Origin of the sequence: Morganella sp. TYF_1, from assembly GCF_043105645.1 — a bacterium.
Classification (GTDB): Bacteria; Pseudomonadota; Gammaproteobacteria; order Enterobacterales; family Enterobacteriaceae; genus Morganella; species Morganella morganii_B.
Genome location: NZ_JBICLU010000018.1, coordinates 26,861 through 46,067 on the forward strand (window position 1 = coordinate 26,861; position 19,207 = coordinate 46,067).

Sequence of the window (19,207 nt, forward strand, 5' to 3'; positions counted from 1 at the left end):
AACGCATGATGAAAAATACGATCTTTATCAGTATAGCCAGTTACCGGGATTCAGAATTAATTCCGACATTAAAGAATATGGTTGAACATTCTGCCAGACCGGAAAAATTATTTATTTCTGTGTGCTGGCAGGATGAAAAACCTGATTTTTCTGTTTTTACTGATATGGGTGCAACAGAAAAGGAATATTCTGAAAATAACCCGGATGTTATACGCCTTAGCTACCTGGGAGCAACGCTAAATATTCATTTTGTGCAATATTATCAGGCGAAAGGTGCGTGCTGGGCCAGACATTGCTGTGAACAATACTATACTGATGAAGATTATTTTCTTCAGATAGACTCTCACTGCCGTTTTATTCCGGATTGGGATAGTGAACTCATTGAATACTATCTGTCCCTGAAAAACGATTTCAGAAAACCGATTATTTCCGGCTATCCGCCGGGCTATACCCCGGCAACAGAAGACAAAGAAGAAGAACTCCATCAGGCCGTTGCCAGAATGGTATTTAATCATTTTAATGACATTGATATCCCTTCATTTATCCCGGTTTCTCTTCTTGATCCGGAACAACATACCCGGGGATGTTTTTTAGCCGGTGGTTTTATTTTTTCCGCAGGTCAGTTTGTACTTGATGTTCCCAATGACCCACAGATCTTTTTTCTGGGGGAAGAGATATCGATGTCTGCAAGAGCATTTACCCACGGTTATGATGTCATCTATCCCAACAAGATATTTCTGTATCATTTTTACACCCGTACTGGTTGTGACAGAATCTGGGGAGATCATACAACGGAGAAAAAAGAAAAAAAAGTCGTTGAAAAAAGCTGGGTTGAACGGGATAAAATATCAAAAGGCCGGGTTCGTCAGCTATTAGGTATTCAGGAGTCTGATGATATTAACCTGGGAATATATTGCTTAGGTACAGAACGGACACTGGAAGAGTATGAATATCTGACCGGGATATTTTTTAGTGAACAACTGGTGGACAAAGCACTGCTGAGTAATACCAAGCCTACCTATTTTGAGCATATGCCTGCATCACGGGATGTATGGATATCTCAGTTATACAGTGATTATTACAAGACGGTTGACATCAATAAATCCGAATTAACGGCTAATGACGATAGTATTGATTACTGGTCATTGGGTGTATTCAGCGAAGATAACCAACTTATTGCCATGCAACGTCTGACAACCGCAGAATTTGCGGAACAGGAATCCGTTAATAATAAAAACATTTATCAGTTTGAAATAAAGCTGAAAGATAAATCTCATCTTATTCCTAAAAAACTCCGGCTGGCTCCCTTCTTTACGGACTGTGGCTGGGGAGAAACAGTGGAGAAGGTATGGTAAACAGTCAGGATGTCTTTAATAAGATAATGTGTATTGATGCACTTATTGATTTGGAGGCAATTATTCCTTCTTTATCAGAGTTGCAACTGAACTTATCGACGTCTGTTCAGCAGTTCCGTGATTGTCTGGAACTGGAGGATCCTTATTTTGAGCACTCTGAAAATTTCTGCCGGCTGCTCTGTATTTATCTGGATAAAATCATCCTGAAATACACAGACAGCCAGCAGCTTTCCTGGGCACCTTATTTACTGGAAAATTATTTCTACGGGTTTGACCGCGAACCTTTTGATATTACAGAACAGCTGACATTCTTTTCATCGGTAAAACGTAATGCCATTTTTTTACCTGCGTATCAGATGACGCTGCGGCTGTCCGGATTACCGGAATACAAAACCATACTGAAACCGGTGATTCCGCTGTTTGAAAAACGGCTGCCGCTGCCGCCTGTGGCTGATCCCGTGCCCCCCCCGGCACCGGAAATACTCAAACCCGCGGAATATCCGGCACCGGTGAGTTACCGGACAGTCAATATGCCGCTTATTTTTTCCGCAGAGATCCTTTGCCTGATATCGATTCTGATTTTTATCTGGCTCTATATTCGTGACACACTGGATACCCTGATTTAAATGAAAAATTTTGCCGCTGTAAAAAAATGGCTGATTATTTTATTCAGTCTCCTTGTCCTCACCCAGGCCGGGCTGGCTGCTTATGATAAAGCACATCTGTTTATCTGGCTGAGCGGGTTATGTATTTCGCTTTTTATCATTGCTGTTATTTCTGCTGTCCGTATCAGGGAACATTCAGAGGTGGTTGTGCAGGATGACGGTGAAACGGATCGTCTGACAGCACCGGAAATTGTCTTTATTCTCGGGCCTTATGCCAGAACCTGGTTCAGCCGGCAGGATGAGGATGACACTCTCCGGTTTGATAACCGGATTATCTGGATGCTGATAAACAAACCGGATGATATTCATAAACAGGTTACGGCAATCCGTCAGAAACACCGTCATTACCAGATCAGTGCCATCTTCCCGATATTACCGGACGGCAATGATTCCGATATCCTTTTGCTGAATAAATTGCAGGGCTGGAAAAATTCGTTTTCCCGAAACCAGTTTGAACAGGAAATACCCTGTACCTTAATTATTTATTCACGCCTGAGCAACCAGCGGCTTGCTCATGACCCGGATAACGCTATCTGGGTCGGAAAATTTAATCTTTATGATACAACATCCCGGCCGTTCCGTGATGAAATAACGGCGCTGCGCAAAGAACTGAATACGGTTTACCTGCAATCTCACGCGATTGCCTCACAACACCGTAATGCACTGGCACTGTCCACACTGAACTGGCTGGACGAAGCCGGTCTGATGACAGAAATAGAATCCCTGTTTTCGGAGAGCGTGCTCAGTTTTACCAATCTGATGTTTTCTGATTACGGAAACGGCCCGACCCGCCACGGTGCCTGGTCCCGCTGGATCCAGAAAAAATTTACGTTGCTGCCGCGGATATCGTCATATCTCACGCTTCCGCCATTACCGGTTAATACCGGTGAACCACCACCGCAGATAAGAAAACAATCGGCTGAAATGACACCGGTTCCTTATCAGAAAGTACGTTACTCATTACTGCTTATTCCGGTACTGATTGCCGGTGCAATCACAGGCAGTCTGCTCTGGTCACTGGATTTTAATATTCAGCGTAATGCCATCGTTAATCGTCTGGTCGCTGAATTTGATGCAACCGCACCCAATGCATTACAGCAGCGTTTTACTATTATTCAGCAGATGAAAAGTCTGTCTGATGCTATTTCACATCATGATAAGCCCTATTTCTTTATCATCGAACTGACACCATCCGATATATTTATCAGTAAACTGGATAAATCAATTACAGAGTTTTCCCGTAGCCCGCTCTATGTGGCACATGATAAAAATATTGTTTTTGATATCGGCAGCTCTCAGTTAAAGGAAGAAAATACGGAATATCTGATGCCGGTATTGACATTTATTAAACAAAATCCGGATATAACAATTTTGATTGAAGGTTATACCGACAATACCGGCAGTGATAAAACCAATATTAACTTATCACTGAACCGTGCCGAACAGGTAAGGCACTGGTTACAGAAATCCACCGGATTTCCGGATAGCCACTTTGTTACCAGAGGCTTAGGTGCCCAAAATCCGATTGCAGATAATGATTCTCAGGATGGCAGAGAACAAAACCGCCGTGTTGAAATCAAAATTTATCAGGAAAATCAGTAATTATATATTTTTGAGGATGATTATTTATGAGTAAGAATAACGAGTACATTATTCCTGAGGGCAGTTTTATTACATCAACACCTGACCTTGATAATACTATCAACATTCTGATTTATCGTGATCCTACGCTGAATGAATATAATATTATTGTTCACCGTGCATTTTTGGATCAGGATGAAACGGTTGAGGAATTTTGTGAAAATGAAGTCACGAATTTTACCCGTGATTTACCCGGTTTCCAGGAAGAGGGAAAAATGATCACCCATGAACTGGGGCCGATGAAAATGAAGGTAGTGCAGATTGCCAACAGTTATCTGAAAGAAGGTGAGCGGCTGCAACAGGTGCAGTCTATGATTAAACTGCCTTACCACAAAGATACCAACCCGAACAATAACCGTCTGATTATTTTTACTCTGAACCGTACCGGTGAGTTTACCGAGTATCAGCGTAAGCATTATGTTCGTGTGTTAAACAGCTTCACACCAAATTCAACCTTTGGATTATTAGGCTGATATACCTCCCCTATTTTTGAAATAGGGGAATATTTTACGTCTGTCACTAATTAATCCATTTTTCGCATAAAATAATGTCTTCTGTCTGTTACTGCATGTTCGATATCACTCATACACACTGACTGATAACCTGCACATGGATAAATAGCATACCAATTGTCTTTTTCCATCAAGGTATTCCAGAAAAAATCCAGGCAACACAGATCTCTGTGTACACCACTTCTCAGTTTTTCTTCTGACCTCAGAAAACTACTTCGCAGCGTACTGTAATAGTGCTGATTGACGATATAACTATTCGCTAAATATGAAAAATAAAGGCGATAAAAACAATTATGTTCCTGACTTATTTTGAAGTAACTTCCTGATAATAAGCCCGCATCCCAGGATGTGCTCATCAGACTGCTGAAAAAATAATTTATCCTTTCCAGGGATTCATTATCATCATTAAAAATCATATCATCTTCCAGAACAAGAACATTGTTCCATTTATTTTCCTCCGCCATTGTCATGACACCAATATGAGAAAGCGTACATCCCAATGCACCATCATCATTTTTGACTGCATCAAAACGTATGATTTTTTCAGGTGGCACACCCTGACTACTTAACTGAAACTCAATACTTTCCCGGCGGTCTGTTCTTTCTTTAAGATTAATATAGACAACTTTATCAACAAAATTCCAGTAAATTTTAGCCATTTATTTATCCTGACAGTATCGAAGATAATAATCCATTTACTATCATATTATCACTTATATAATATCTATTATCCTGTATCTGACGGCCTGATTTTAGAGGATAAATCTGTTATTTCATGAAAAAAGCCGCCCTGTAAAGGCGGCTGAACCATAGTGCAGATAACGGACATGAATATTATTTTTTATGTTTAAAATCAATTACCATACGGCCGGTAAATTTGCCCTGCTCCATCTCTTCAAAGATGGCATTGATATCTTCAAGCGGACGCATCGCCACTTTCGGTACCACTTTGCCTTCCGCACCGAAGCGGAATGCTTCTTTCAGATCTTCACGGGTCCCCACCAGCGACCCCACAACCTCGATGCCGTCCAGTACCAGACGCGGAATACTCAGATCCATGGTTTCAACCGGCAAACCGACCGCCACAACACGCCCCGCCGCACGGACGCTGCCGACCGCTGAGTTAAAGGCGGATTTGGCTACTGCGGTGACGACTGCCGCATGCGCGCCGCCGAGGTCTTTCTGAATGATCTCATCGACATTATCCGTTTTCGGATTCAGGGTAAGATCAGCTCCCATCTCTTTTGCCAGTGCCAGTTGTTTATCATTGACATCAATAGCGATCACTTTGGCATTAAAGACGTTTTTGGCATATTGCAGCGCCAGGTTGCCTAATCCGCCGAGACCGTAAATCGCCAGCCACTGGCCCGGTTTGATGCCGGACACTTTAATCGCTTTATAGGTGGTAACACCGGCGCAGGTAATACTGCTCGCCGCTGCTGAATCCAGACCATCCGGCACTTTTACCGCATAATCTGCGGTGACAATGCATTCTTCCGCCATACCGCCGTCCACGGTATAACCGGCATTTTTAACTTCACGGCAGAACGTTTCTTTGCCGCTGTTACAGTATTCACAATGACCGCAGCCACGGAAAAACCATGCCACACTGGCACGATCACCGACTTTCAGTGAGGTAACGCCTTCTGCGATTTCAGTCACCACACCAATACCTTCATGCCCGAGGATCACACCGGATACATCGCCGAAATCGGCATTTTTCACATGCAGGTCCGTGTGGCACACACCACAGCATTCCATTTTCAGCAGGGCTTCTCCATATTTCAGCGGGCGTAATGTTTTCTCTTTGATTTCTACGGTCTTATTTTTTGCGACAACAGCTGCTTTCATAGTTCACCTCAGTGATAGAACAACAGAAAAGTTATGTTCAGTTCAGCAACATAACGACCATTAACTGTTTTATTCTAGCGTGAAATGCAAAATAATACTGCACTCTGAATGCCAATGATTTCAGCTATCATTAATAAGAAATATTGTATTCAGCGTGTGTCCGTCATTGCCGGTCACAGACGGGATACAGGATACAGCGGCGCGGGCAGCCGCTCACGGAGCTCATTTTCAATCACGCCGAACCGGACATCACCACGATTCCAGTCACTGACCGCCTGCTGTAAGGTCTGTGTATCGTAGCCGACAAAATTCCACCACATCATAATCCGCTCCTGTACCGGTGTGCCGCCCAGCAGCAACAGCCGCGAGCCTTTCATCAGTATCAGTGTGACAGAAGATAATCCCCCGCCGATATACACCAGCTCATTGGCGGTATAGATTTCACCACAGTATGTCAGCTGTCCCTCCAGCACAAAAATACCGTATTCAAAATCCGGCCGGGTATCCAGTGTGGTTTGTGTTGCCTGCTGTGCCAGCAAATCCAGACCGATCAGCGGGGAAAAATGCAGAACCGGCGAACGGTGATCACCATATTCGCCGGTCAGTAATGTGAAATCCACCTTGTCATGATGCCAGACAGGCAAATCCGGATAGTGATCAAAACGCGGTGCGATGGCACTGTCCGCCGGAGGTAAGGCAATCCAGAGCTGAGCGGCGTGCAGGCGGGCATTTTTGCCCGCAGAGTCTTCGGTATGTGTGATACCACGCCCGGCCGTCATCAGATTTACCTGTCCCGGGCGGATAATCTGCTCTGACCCGAGGCTGTCCCGGTGCAGCACCTCACCTTCCAGCATCCAGGTGAATGTCTGTAAACCAATGTGCGGATGCGGCCCGACTTTCATGCCGTCATCCCCGTTGAAAACCGCCGGACCGGCATGATCCAGAAAGCACCAGGCGCCTATCTGACGGCGCTCTTTTACCGGTAATACACGGGATACCGGCACGCCGCCGACATCTTTAATCCGCGCGCTGATACGCCGGGGTAAGACTTCTTGTCTGTCTGTCATGGTATCACCTGCCTTGTCAGTGAGAGCGTGCCGTCAGCACCGCGGACGGCGGCCTTAAGGTATCAGTATACTGTTAAGTATCCACATGACAAATAAAGAGAAGGCCCCGCATATCTCCGTGTGAATATACGGGGCTGACTGACAGGATCAGCGCTCACGCAGGGCTTCGCCGGCCCGGTTCAGCGGTTTGACCAGATAACGGAGAATCGATTTGCTGCCGGTTTTAATATCCACTTCCGCAACCATCCCCGGGAAGATCTGAAACTCTTTACCGGCTTTATTTATCAGCACATCACGACGGGTACGGATCAGCACGCGGTAATAGACATGGTCACGCTGAATTTCATCCTGCAGCGTATCCGGAGAAATCAGGATAACTTCCCCGTCCAGCCCGCCATAAATCGCATAATCATAGGCCGTGATTTTGACCAGTGCCGGATCATTCAGGCGGATATGCGCAATATCCTGCGGGGATATTTTTGCCTCGACAATCAGCTGATCATCCAGCGGAATAATATCCATGATTTTCCCGCCCGGCGCGATAACCCCGCCGATGGTATTCACTTCGATATTTTTCACAATTCCGCGAACCGGTGACACAACTTTGGCGCGCTGCAAAGCATCATCCCGTGCCCGTATAACAGATTCCAGCTCTTCCAGCTCTTTATTGACTTCCGCCAGTTGTTCGCGGGCATTCACCACATATTCATTACGCAGTTCCTGCTTTTTACTTTCCAGTTCGGAAATCGTCCGTTTCAGGCGGATTAATTCCACCTCACTTGATGCACCGGATTTTACAAGGCGCTGCAATATCATTTCTTCACGGCGGTAAAGCCCGAGGGAATCCGTAACCCCTTTGACAGACTGCTCCAGGCGTTCTTTACGGGATTTATACAGACGCTGTTCGGCATTCACCAGTTCGGTATCCTGCTTCACATCATCCGGAATGACAAACGCCCCGGAAGAGACTTCCGCCTTCAGACGTGCTGCTTTGATAAGGTTTGCCTTATAGCGGCTGCGGCTTTCATCCAGTGAGGATTCGAACCGGGTTTCATCCAGATACGCTATTGCCTGGCCTTTCTCAACAATGGCCCCTTCACGCACTTCCAGTGAGGCGAGGATCCCGCCCTCAAGTGACTGGACCACCTGTTCACGGGATGACGGAATAATGTTGCCCTGCCCTTTGGTGATTTCATCGACATCAGACAGTGCCGCCCAGATAAGCAGAATGATAAAGAAACCGAGGATCACCGCAGTCAGCCGTGCCAGACGCGGCAGGCTTGGTTCGTGCCGGCCGCCGTAGAAAAACGGCACGCCCCGCAGATTGGTTTCCGGCTCCTGCTTTATGGCCTGAGGATTTACTTTTTTCATCTCAGTTCTCCGCCTTCGCCGGTGCATCTGAGCCGGACATCAGATTTTTAAGCACCTCATCACGGGCACCGTCCAGCGCGATCCGTCCGTTGTTCATCACGATAATCCGGTCGGCCAGCTGCAGAACACTGGTGCGGTGAGTGGTGACAATCAGGGTTTTATCCTGAGACCAGGTTTTCAGCCCGGCGATCAGTTTCTGCTCTGCGATTTCATCCAGTGCGGATGTCGGTTCATCCAGCAGCACGATATTCGGATTGGTCAGGATAGTCCGGGCCAGCAATACCGCCTGGCGCTGGCCGCCGGATAACCCGATCCCGCCTTCCCACAGCACCCGGCTCAGCCCCTGCGGGCTGCTGCTGACCAGATCCGCCACCCCGGCTATCTGCAATGCCCGGATAATCTGCGCATCGTCCGCTTTCGGTGCCCCCAGTGTCATGTTATCGCGCAGTGTGCCGTGCAGCAGGCGGGAGTTTGCCCCGAGATAGCCGATATCCCGGCGGACATCATAAGGATCTATCGCTGCCAGATTGATGCCGTCCAGCCGTATCTGTCCGGCTACCGGATCCAGTAAGCCGCTCAGCGCATAAAGCAGCGTGGATTTCCCGGAGCCGTTACGGCCGAGAATCGCAATTTTTTCGCCGGGACGGATAGTCAGCGAGCCGATAGTCAGTACCGGGCTGGCTTGTAAATCATAGGTGATCGCCACGTTTTCAAATTCGTAATGGCCGGTCAGTGACGGCTTATGAACGAGCCGGGTGCCGTACTGCGCATCCACCGGTTTTTCCATCAGTTCATTAAGGCTTTTCAGCGAGACTTTCGTGGACTGCCAGCGCGCCAGAAGACCGGAGATCTGCGCCATCGGTGCCATCATCCGCGAACTCAGAATCGATGCCCCCAGCAGCGCACCGGTGGTAATCGCCCCGTCCATCACCAGAAAAGCCCCGCACAGTACGGTGACCGCAAACACCAGGGTCTGGATAGTCTGGCTCCAGGTCATCAGTCCCTGCGTGATAAATTTTACTTTGAGGTTGGTATCTCCCACTTTCTCGTTCAGATAGTTCCATTCCTGCTGAAAACGCGGCTCTGCGCGGTGGAATTTAATATCTTCCGCACACTGAACGGCCTCAATTAATGAGGCATTACGCAGTGTGCTTTCACGCATTGCTTCATTGGCAAGAATGCCCAGTTTCGGTTGTAACAGCAGGCCCGGCAGGATCATGACAAACAGCGCCACCAGCGGCACCAGTGCCAGCGGCCCGGCAATCAGCCATAAGATCACAAGGAACAGAAAAAAGAACGGCAGATCAGATGCGGCAGTGACCGTGGTTGATGTGATGGTTTCCCGGACGTTTTCCAGCTCACGTAACTGAGACACAAAGGTACCGGTTGAGCGCATCCGTTCTTTCATCCGGATACGCAGCGCGTGGCCGAAAACGGTATCGGTGATTTTCAGATCCGCCCGCTTACCGATAAGGTCGATCAGCCGTACCCGCATAATCCGCATGGTGAACTCAAATCCCATCGCGATCAGTACACCAATAAACAGCACCAGCAGGGTCGGAATGGATTTTCCCGGAATAACGCGGTCATAAACCTGCATTGAAAACAGAATCGAACTCAGTGCCAGCACGTTAGCCAGCAGTGCCGCGATCAGCACCGAAGTGAAATATTTGCGATCGCGCAGAACGATGTCCCAAAACCAGCGCTTTTTAAACGGTTTGATGTAGTCATCCACCCGCGCATCCGGCACGTTGCGTTCCGGCCGCGTCAGGATAACGTCACCGCCCTGAGTCAGCGTCAGCAGGTCATCCATCGTCACGTGGTTTTTATGCTGCCCGTCCCCCGGCAGGATCACCTGCACACGGCCGTCCGCAGAGATGCTTTCCGCATACATGGCTTTTCCGTCAGGGAGAGCCACAATAAACGGCAAATACCAGGGATTCAGCATCTCCCGCGTCAGCGGCACCCACGTCAGGGTCAGTCCGGTATTGCGGGCCAGGCGCTGAAGTTCAGTCCGGTGTTCTGTTCCGCTGCTGTAGGTAAAATTAACTCTGACATTCTCTTCCGAGACCGGCAGACGATAATGGCGGGCAGCAAGCAGTAACGCCTGCAGCCAGCTTTCACTGTGTTCGTTTTTTTGTTCTGAGATCACCGGAGACTCCGAAGAGATTCATTGGATAACTGTAAACTTTCGCGGAAACGGCCTAACTGAGAAGCGCAACTGATACTGGTTGCCAGATAGTCATATTTTGCCGCCGCATAATCACGCCGGGACTGATGCCATTCCTGATCCGCATTCAGCAGATCAATAATGCTGCGCTGACCGAGTGCCACATACTGCTCCTGATAAAGACGAGTCACGTCTTTCAGGGAGAGGTTACGGGAATCGAGCAGCTTCATGCGCTGTTCCAGTTCATTCAGGCGGATTTGCTGATTACGCCGGTTATTCTCAACCACGTTCTGCGTGTGCTGAATGTCCGCATTGGCCGCATTTTCCTGATAACCGGCCATACGTTGTTTGGATCCGCTGGTGTAAAAATTCGACAGCGGCACATTCACCGTCAGTTCAACGCTGTGATCTTCCCGGCCGTAACGGTCGGTATCTTTTGCATCAAACCGCTGCTGATAAGATCCCTGTAATGCAATACTCGGCATCGACTCACGTTTGGCTGCCTCGCGGTCACTTTGCGCTATCGTTAAACCGGCCCTTGCCACCAGCACAACCGGAACAGTATTAAAATCAATATCCTGTGAATAGCACTGCCGGCTGTACAGTGCAGCATCTATCGGCTGCGGGGAGAGCTGACCGACAGAGATCCCGGTCATCCGGTTCAGATTCAGGATCTGGTTTTCATGCTCGAGCTTCAGGGTATTGAGTTGCAGCCGCGCAGTATCAAGGCGGGCTTCCGCCTGCACCAGATCGGCACGGGAAGCCGCACCGGCGGCAGTCCGCTCACGGGCCAGATCGGTAATATGCTGCACCGACACCAGCTGCTCTTCCGCCAGCACGATATAGTCCTGGTAACGTTTGATATCGAGATACAACATCGCGGTTTTTTCTGCCACTTCATCGGCATTGACAAAAACACGCAGCAGTGACTGATCACTGCGGGCCGTAAGGGAATCTATCTGTGATGACACCCGGCCGAATGAATAGAGCAACTGGCTGACACTGGCAGTGGTGACATAGCCTTTATCACTGTTATTCAGAGTGCGGGAAACACCAAGTCCCGGTTGCGGGTAATATTCGGTTTCTTTCTGATACACGGCTTCCAGCTGAGCGCGGTACTGGTTTACCAGCCCGGAGAGCCCGGCATCCCAGTCCAGGGATTTGATCACCGCATCCTGTAATGTCAGGCCGCCGGGAGGATTATTTTTCCCTGCCGCCGCTGTTACCGCACCGGTTGCCGCCGGTTGTGACTTCGGCAGGTTATTCTGAATAGAACGCTGGCGGATGATTTCTGTTTCAGAAGCCACCGGGTCGCCGGTCAGCGGCACCAGCGGTGCCACAGAGGGTACGGGTGCAGAGGTTATGACCTCTTTTCCGGCCGCCGGTCTGACGTCCTCTCCGCTGTCCCCGGTCAGTTCGGGTTCCTGTTCAGCGTCCATTGCCGCTTTATAACCAAATGCACCCAGGGAAACCGCCGCAGGAACCTGATGTATATAAATACCGGTCATGATGGCGGCCACAGAAAGATTGCGTATAAACCAATTTACTTTCACTGCTCAGACCTTATGCTGACTGATACCGGTGCAGGGTATTTCCGGCCGGAATTATGATAATTACCACCATCCGGGCTGCATGATAAAAACAGCCGTCAGACTGATGAATGGCCCGGAAGCTCAGCGCATCTGTGGCATTGAGCGGAATAAGCAGAGAAAAAAGAATCTGTTCCGGGATAACTGCTGAACAGCGCTAGCTTATCAAAAAGTTACAGGGATTTTTCGGTGATAGTCATAACATTAAATGTTAACGTCAGGTCAAATAATCTGAATAACAATCGGCAGGCAAAAAAATATATGGCAATAAGTTTATTACCTTTAATACATCAGCGCCCGTAAATAAAAATCATAATATATTATTTTAAATAACAATAATGCAAACAGATTATCACAACGAAAACATCACTATACGATGAATAATATTTATATTTTATTATCCACCATATAATTATCCGTCTGAGCGGATCATCATGTCACAATAAACGTATTACCGCCCGCAGTAATGTTTTGCAGCGTTATAAACGTCTGTATTCGGGAACGCAGACAGCTTTTCAAGCTCACCGATATTCATATTACGGGTATCCAGTTTCCGGCTGTATATAATGCGATCATTCATCAGATAGACTTTGGAAAGCTGGTGACCGGAGAAGTTCAGACAGTCGAGTGACCAGGTATCTACCACACGGTTGAAAAACATACCGTTAGGTTTTCCGTTATCCAACATCTCAATTTTCTTATCACCCGTAGTCTGAATCATAAATGAAAAGGTGATATTCAGTGTGCTGTCCATTTTCGGATTTTCCCGGGTGAAAAAAAGACTGAATTCATTTTTCTGATCGCGGATACCGGAATCAACCCATTCGGTCTCTGCTGTACTGAGAATATCACCACTTACACCAGGCAGTGGTGACACCGTCGTATTGACAGGCTTCGGTACGGATTTAAGCATTTTTTCTGCTGATGAAAAAAAGCTGACGGCTGACAATGATAATAAAAGCACACAGCTCCGTATTATGCTGTTTGTTTTGTTCATAAGTATTCACATCCCTGTTTTATTTCTTCCGTGAAACGGTGCCTATCCTTACCATAACCGGACAGGATAAATACAACAGATTTCGTCTAATCGGCCTAAAATTCAGAAAATACCGTAAGAGTTGTAATATTAACAGTAATATAAAATACATATCCGGAGATAATGATTTTCAGTTATATTCACATGATTTTATTCATTGTGTTTCCCGCCGAGAAAAATAATCCTGTCCGCTGACTCAATCGTCGATTCGCGGTGCGCAATAATAATCCGCGTGATCGGCAACTGACGGATCGCCTGATTGACGTAAGATTCGCTCTCTTTATCCAGCGCGCTGGTGGCCTCGTCCATAAACAGGATACGCGGTTTGCGGTACAGCGCGCGGGCGATAAATATCCGCTGTTTTTGTCCGCCGGACAGCCCTTCGCCCAGCTCGCCTATCAGTGTTTCATAGCCCATCGGCATCGATATAATCACGTCATGAATATAACTGGCCTGCGCACAGGCGATCATTAGTTGTTCGTCGGGATTTTCGGTGAACCCGCAGATATTTTCGCGGATCGAGCCGGAAAACAGTTTGTCGTCCTGCATCACGCAGGCGATCATTTTATGGTAGTTATTCACGCCAAGCTGGCGGATATCAATGTTATCAATAAATACTTTGCCGTCTGACGGCTCAAACAGGCCGCACAGCACTTTCATCAGCGTGGTTTTTCCCGAGCCGGACGACCCTGTTATTGCCACACTTTCGCCGGGAGCGACCGACAGATTAATATCGCGGAAGATCGGCGCGGACTGACTGTCATAGCTGTACGCCAGGTTGCGGGTCTCCAGCCCGGCAGCCTGCATCTGCGGCTCGTACGGCACATCCGGCTTTTTATTCTCCTGCTCGTTGAGGGCGATATCGGAAATACGCTCGTTGTGCAGGCTCATGATGCGCAGTTGCAGCAGGAATTCAATGATGGACGCCGCGCGGTCAGAAAACTGCTCGCGGTAGGCGCTGAACGCGACAAACATCCCGAGGGTCATGGCATTGTCGATCACCAGACCCGCGCCGATCCACAGAATCGCTATCTGATCACAGGCCATGATAAAGGTATTCACCCCGCCGAACATCAGATTCATTTTGGTCAGGCGGATACCGGTGTTGATAGAATCGACTTTCAGATTCAGCCAGTGATTCCCCCGGCGCTCGCTCATGCCCTGGGTTTTCACCGTGGTGATGCCGTAGAGGGATTCCATAAAGTACGACCCGGCGCGCGCCTCTTTGATCAGCGATTCTTCCGACAGCTGACGGTAATAACGGTAGGTTGCCAGCCGCAGCCCGATATATACCGCGGTAAACCCGAGCACAATCCAGGTGAGATGGCCGCCGTAGAGGATCATCATGATAAACACGCCAATCAGCATGATACCGTCCATGATCGCCCCGACCACGCTGGTGGTAAAGGTGGTGCGCAGGATATCCAGCGAGCTGAAACGGGACTGAATATCCCCGAGTTTGCGCCGCTCAAAATAGCTGAGCGGCAGCCGCAGCAGGTGGGTAAACAGCCCGGACTGCCACTGGACGTTGATCAGCGTTTCCATAATCACACTGGCCCAGGCGCGGCACATACTGACCGCCGCTTTCAGCAGGATAAAGAACAGTAACCCGACACAAATCAGGGACAACAGCCCCTGATCCCCGGCAGGAATGGCGTGATCCATCACCAGTTGTGTGCCGACCGGCATAATCAGGCCGATGGCCTCAATCACCACGGAGAAGGCGAAGATTTTCAGCAGCGCTTTTTTCAGTCCGTGAATATTGCCGATCAGCTTACGCAGACTGAGTTTTTTCACCACCTCCTGCTTTGTGAACGTACTGCCCGGCCAGGCTTCCAGCGCCACGCCGGTAAAATTGCGCGACATCTCCTCAATACCGACCACCCGGCGACCATACGCCGGGTCGTGCAGGATAAATTTGTTGCCGCTGATTTTCACCAGCACCAGAAAGTGATTGAAATCCCAGTGCAAAATACACGGCAGGCGCAGATTCGGCAGGTCATCCATATCCAGTGACAGAGCGCGGGTGGTCATCCCCAGTTCGGCTGCCATGCCGGTCAGTCCGGCCAGTGTCGCACCCCGCGCCGAGAGATTGAAGGTCTGACGCAGGGAAATCAGATCGATACTTTTGCCGTAATGGGCGGAAATCATGGCCAGACTGGCGAGGCCGCACTCAGAGGACTCGGTCTGGTGGATCACCGGAATGCGCTGACGCAGACGGAGATCGAGTTTTTCCAGCAGGTTTTTCAGGGATAAACGGCGCATGCAGCCTCCCGGTCAGATAACAGCGTCCGTTCTGTCATGGTGTGTCTGCTCCTGTTGGCCCGGAGGCACTCTGTTTCATGTCATAGAACGGCGATACCATCCACTGATAGATTTTGCGTTTTTCCAGAAACAGAGTGGTATTCGCTTTCATGCCGTTTTGCAGACTGAGCTCGCGGCCGTCATAGGCGATCATCTGTTTTTCCGGGCGTACAATGACTTTGTAATAGGGGATGGATTGCGGCATCTGACTGACTTTCGGCGCGCCGGCATAGGTCATCATTTCCTGTGCCGAGGCGGGGGTTTTGGAAATCACCTGAATGGTGGCGGCAAACTGGCCGAATTTTTCTGCCGGGAAGGCCTCATAACGGATATTCACCGCATCCCCGACATTCAGATAAGGCAGCGCATCATTGGGTACCCAGAGTACCAGCCAGTACTGGCTGACATTTTCCGGCAGGATCTGCAACAGAGTATCGCCCGGGTTGATCATCTGACCGACGGTCACGCCGAGGGAATCCACCCGGCCGTCTGTCAGGGCGCGGACAATAATTTCGCCGCCCGCATCGTTATTTACCTGCTCTTTCATCAATTCGGACTGCTGTAATTCCAGCTGATAAATCCGGTTATCAAATTCCGCCGCCTGGGTCAGAATCTGACTTTCCAGAGACGTAACCTGCAGAATATTCTGTTCATTCTGTCCGCTTAATCCCAGCAGGCTGTTTTGCTGGGAATAATAAAGCGCAGCCTGATTCAGCCATTGATCCTGATTTATCAGCCCTCTTTCCCGGTATTGATGATAATTATCCATATTCCGTTTCATTATGCGGACCCCTTCCTGCGCCCGTTCAATAATCCCGGCAGACCGTAACTGCGCCTGTGCATAAAGGGCTTTTTGTTTTTCGAGCGAAGCCAGTGTCGTATATTTGTTCTCTCTGAGGCGGGCAGCCATATCTCGGATATGCTGTAACTGATTTTCAATTTCACGGTGCTGATTTTCACTGACCACACCACTGGCTGTGGCCCTGCTGGTATCAATGCGGTAAACCGGGTCTCCTTTGCGGATAATCTGCCCCTCATTCACATATTGCCGGATAATAAATCCCTGTACCCCGGCGGATACAGTGACAGCCCGGGGATTGGTGGTAATTTCCCCGGTCACACTGACCCGCCGCGTATAACTGCCGTATAAAATAAAGGTCAGAAAAACCACTAAAAACAGAAAACTGCATATTACTATCAGCCACAGCGGGATACCGGGTAATAATAAAGCCTTACCCCGCCACTTCATTTTTCGGTTATCGAGTGCGGCTTTGCGGAACACAATAGACCCTGCCTGCGGTTATCCGGTGAATAAAAGGCCGTCAGTATCAGGGAAACGATAAAAAAACGGGAATTCATAAAATAATGAATTCCCTCAAAAAATGATATTGACTGCGGGTTACTGTATTCATTAACCCGGCAGATAAGTGAACGACCATAAATAATAACAGATTTAAATTATCTGATATTAAATTGACAGTCCCGCACTGAGATCAGCAGAGTAAAATACAGACGCCACGGTGATAATTATTTACAAATACCGCCGAGATCCACAATACCGCCTAATTTATCTTCAATAAAACTGCCGACAACTGAACCCACTTTTTCGCCAACATCCCTGCCCAGTCCCGGGTATGCATCTTTGAGGCTGACTTTACCGATCACGGGTAAATCCACTGTCAGATATGGGCCGAGCAGCTCAAAACCCCAATCGCCGAGTTTTTTTCCGAGATCGGTAATAGTGTCCTGAACACATCCGGCACCGGAAACCTGTTCCATTTCAGCAAAATTTAATTCTTTCATTACCCGTCCTTTTAATAATCAGTTATTTTATCTGAATAATAAAATGAATTTAAAAATAACAAATAAAGTGATTATTTTAAATACCATCTATTATTCATCCGAGATCCTACTGATTATTTTAATGATAAGATAAATCAATATTTAATACTCAGGTATTTGAAATAAGATATCATAAAAAAAGCAGGGCGATATTATAAATAATATCGCCCTGCTGATTGTCCGCTTGTCATGCATAAGAGTGCTGCATACAGTTATAACGAACGGATTTAACTTTCCTTACCTTTTTACTGCTGAGAGCGCATATCCATGATCATTTTTCCGTCATAATCGGCACCAACAACAATGTTAGGTACTTCACCTTTGTATTTTCCTGCTTTGATTTGTTCTATTTCAAGCTGTTTCCAGTTAATCATCTCACGGGTGATTGTCTTCTGTAATGCGGCGTTAGCTTCAGATTCTTTCTGAGCCGCATATAAACGGGCATCGGCTTCCTGACGCATGGCATAAGAGCTGGCCTGAGCATTACGTTCACGGGCAAGCGCCTGCTGTTCTGCTGATTCACGTTCGGCCTGTGCGATAACCACTTTTTTCTGTGCCAGCTCACGCTCTTTCTCAGCTTCCGCTTTTGCCTGGTTTATCTGCTCCTGACGCATCTTGGTATTCACCACCTGCTCCTGGACCACTTCCGGCAGCGTAATATCCTGGATCATAATCTCTTTGATCGTATAACCGTAAGGTGAGGCGTAACCCTGAATAGCATCACGGATAGAGTCCTGTAATTTCCGCTGAGTGTCAGCGGTATACAGATCCTGGGCGTTGGCAACATCTTTCCCGAACTCCAGAATCGTGGAAATCAGTTTCTGGCGGACATATTTATCCAGTGCTTCACTTTCTGTACCACCGTTAATACGGAGGATCGGGGCTTTAGCACCATCAAACTGGAGCATCACGGTAATATCCACGATGGATTTCAGTTTATCCTGTGACGGTACACGTAACTCTTTCAGTGATACCCGGATATCTTTTGTCGAATAAGTATCAAATGTCATAAACGGATTAATCGGGAAATGCAGCCCGGCATCATAGGCGACCGGGTTAACCTTACCTAAAAAGGTCCCGACCTTTACCGAACCATCCTGAACAATGGTATATGAATTAAAGGTAGCCACCCCTGCAACCAGAAGAATAACGGCAGCGATCATCAATTTGATCACTGACTTCAGTTTGACCGGATTTGCGGCCTTCATCATTTGCATATCTCTTCCCTATAAGATAATTCTTAGTTAATGTCATTTTTATAAATACTATTTTGTGTATCAGTCATACTTTTTTGCCCCGCTATTATTCATAAAATACAGAAATGAGCAAATGCAGCTCCGGCCGGGAAAACACCGTCTGTACAAAATAGCCGGTACGATCAGATAACTGTAAATTCCATCTTTAAAGAAAAACCACAACTAATTGAAATATATAAGAATATAATAAACAGCAACCAACACAACAATCATGCCTTGTAACATAATTTTGTACAACCCTGTAATAAATTCATCCATTTAATGTCATTTTATTTTCAAATATGAATATGATTATTATTCATTATATAATACCGTATAATGAAAATAACAAGCAAGATTGCAGCATAAAATATCGTTACCATCTGCAGATCAAATTTTTACACTTCTATAATTTTAAATCAACCTGTTGATTTTTATCATTTTCACAAAAAATAAAAAAAGGACACATTCCTGAAGCCCACCAACTACTCGGATTTTATACTCTTGTTAGTTGTACAATTACTTACTATACTACAGCGGTATTTTCAACAGGTAATAACACGTCAGAA

At 47.5% G+C, this 19,207-nt stretch carries 15 protein-coding genes; 4 read left to right on the forward strand and 11 right to left on the reverse strand.

The window, feature by feature from the left end:
- Positions 1-5 precede the first annotated feature (5 nt).
- From ACF8OF_RS09445 to ACF8OF_RS09460, 4 genes are read left to right on the forward strand one after another with little or no spacing between them, the layout of a single operon-like run.
- Positions 6-1,355, forward strand: coding sequence for a GlcNAc-transferase family protein (locus tag ACF8OF_RS09445; protein WP_392505295.1), 1,350 nt, complete (start codon positions 6-8; stop codon positions 1,353-1,355).
- Entirely contained in the window at positions 1,349-1,981 is a 633-nt protein-coding gene (locus ACF8OF_RS09450) for a hypothetical protein (protein ID WP_262860511.1), read from the forward strand. The genes ACF8OF_RS09445 and ACF8OF_RS09450 overlap by 7 nt, the downstream gene beginning before the upstream one ends.
- Entirely contained in the window at positions 1,982-3,622 is a 1,641-nt protein-coding gene (locus tag ACF8OF_RS09455) for an OmpA family protein (protein WP_392496422.1), read from the forward strand.
- Between the two features lie 26 nt (positions 3,623-3,648).
- The gene (locus tag ACF8OF_RS09460; protein WP_279800126.1) at positions 3,649-4,134 is read left to right on the forward strand and encodes a DcrB-related protein; all 486 of its coding nucleotides are present in this window, start codon (positions 3,649-3,651) and stop codon (positions 4,132-4,134) included.
- Positions 4,135-4,184: 50 nt separating this feature from the next.
- Here the strand turns inward: ACF8OF_RS09460 and ACF8OF_RS09465 are convergent, their stop codons facing one another.
- From ACF8OF_RS09465 to ACF8OF_RS09515, 11 genes are all read right to left on the reverse strand, one after another.
- Positions 4,185-4,832, reverse strand: coding sequence for a glycosyltransferase family 25 protein (locus ACF8OF_RS09465; RefSeq protein ID WP_262860514.1), 648 nt, complete (start codon positions 4,830-4,832; stop codon positions 4,185-4,187).
- Between the two features lie 175 nt (positions 4,833-5,007).
- A complete protein-coding gene (adhP, locus tag ACF8OF_RS09470; RefSeq protein WP_262860515.1) occupies positions 5,008-6,024 on the reverse strand; it encodes an alcohol dehydrogenase AdhP in 1,017 nt (338 codons plus the stop codon).
- 173 nt (positions 6,025-6,197) lie between these two features.
- A complete protein-coding gene (locus ACF8OF_RS09475; protein ID WP_392496424.1) occupies positions 6,198-7,091 on the reverse strand; it encodes a pirin family protein in 894 nt (297 codons plus the stop codon).
- A 147-nt stretch (positions 7,092-7,238) separates the two neighbouring features.
- On the reverse strand, positions 7,239-8,414 hold the full coding sequence (locus ACF8OF_RS09480; protein WP_392496614.1) for an HlyD family type I secretion periplasmic adaptor subunit: 1,176 nt from the start codon (positions 8,412-8,414) through the stop codon (positions 7,239-7,241).
- A 49-nt stretch (positions 8,415-8,463) separates the two neighbouring features.
- Positions 8,464-10,614, reverse strand: coding sequence for a type I secretion system permease/ATPase (locus tag ACF8OF_RS09485; protein WP_392496425.1), 2,151 nt, complete (start codon positions 10,612-10,614; stop codon positions 8,464-8,466).
- Positions 10,611-12,185, reverse strand: coding sequence for a TolC family protein (locus tag ACF8OF_RS09490; RefSeq protein WP_392496426.1), 1,575 nt, complete (start codon positions 12,183-12,185; stop codon positions 10,611-10,613). Before ACF8OF_RS09490 ends, ACF8OF_RS09485 begins: the two co-directional genes overlap by 4 nt.
- 487 nt (positions 12,186-12,672) lie before the next feature.
- The gene (locus ACF8OF_RS09495) at positions 12,673-13,134 is read right to left on the reverse strand and encodes a hypothetical protein (protein WP_392496427.1); all 462 of its coding nucleotides are present in this window, start codon (positions 13,132-13,134) and stop codon (positions 12,673-12,675) included.
- 273 nt (positions 13,135-13,407) lie between these two features.
- Positions 13,408-15,522: a peptidase domain-containing ABC transporter gene (locus tag ACF8OF_RS09500; RefSeq protein WP_392496428.1), complete on the reverse strand. Its 2,115-nt coding sequence runs from the start codon at positions 15,520-15,522 to the stop codon at positions 13,408-13,410.
- Between the two features lie 34 nt (positions 15,523-15,556).
- Positions 15,557-16,843, reverse strand: a complete 1,287-nt coding sequence (locus tag ACF8OF_RS09505; RefSeq protein WP_392496429.1) for an HlyD family secretion protein — start codon at positions 16,841-16,843, stop codon at positions 15,557-15,559.
- A 245-nt stretch (positions 16,844-17,088) separates the two neighbouring features.
- On the reverse strand, positions 17,089-17,364 hold the full coding sequence (locus ACF8OF_RS09510) for a hypothetical protein (RefSeq protein ID WP_262860522.1): 276 nt from the start codon (positions 17,362-17,364) through the stop codon (positions 17,089-17,091).
- 284 nt (positions 17,365-17,648) lie between these two features.
- Positions 17,649-18,620 (reverse strand): SPFH domain-containing protein, encoded by a 972-nt coding sequence (locus ACF8OF_RS09515; RefSeq protein ID WP_274371631.1) that lies wholly within the window; start codon positions 18,618-18,620, stop codon positions 17,649-17,651.
- Between the last annotated feature and the right edge of the window lie 587 nt (positions 18,621-19,207).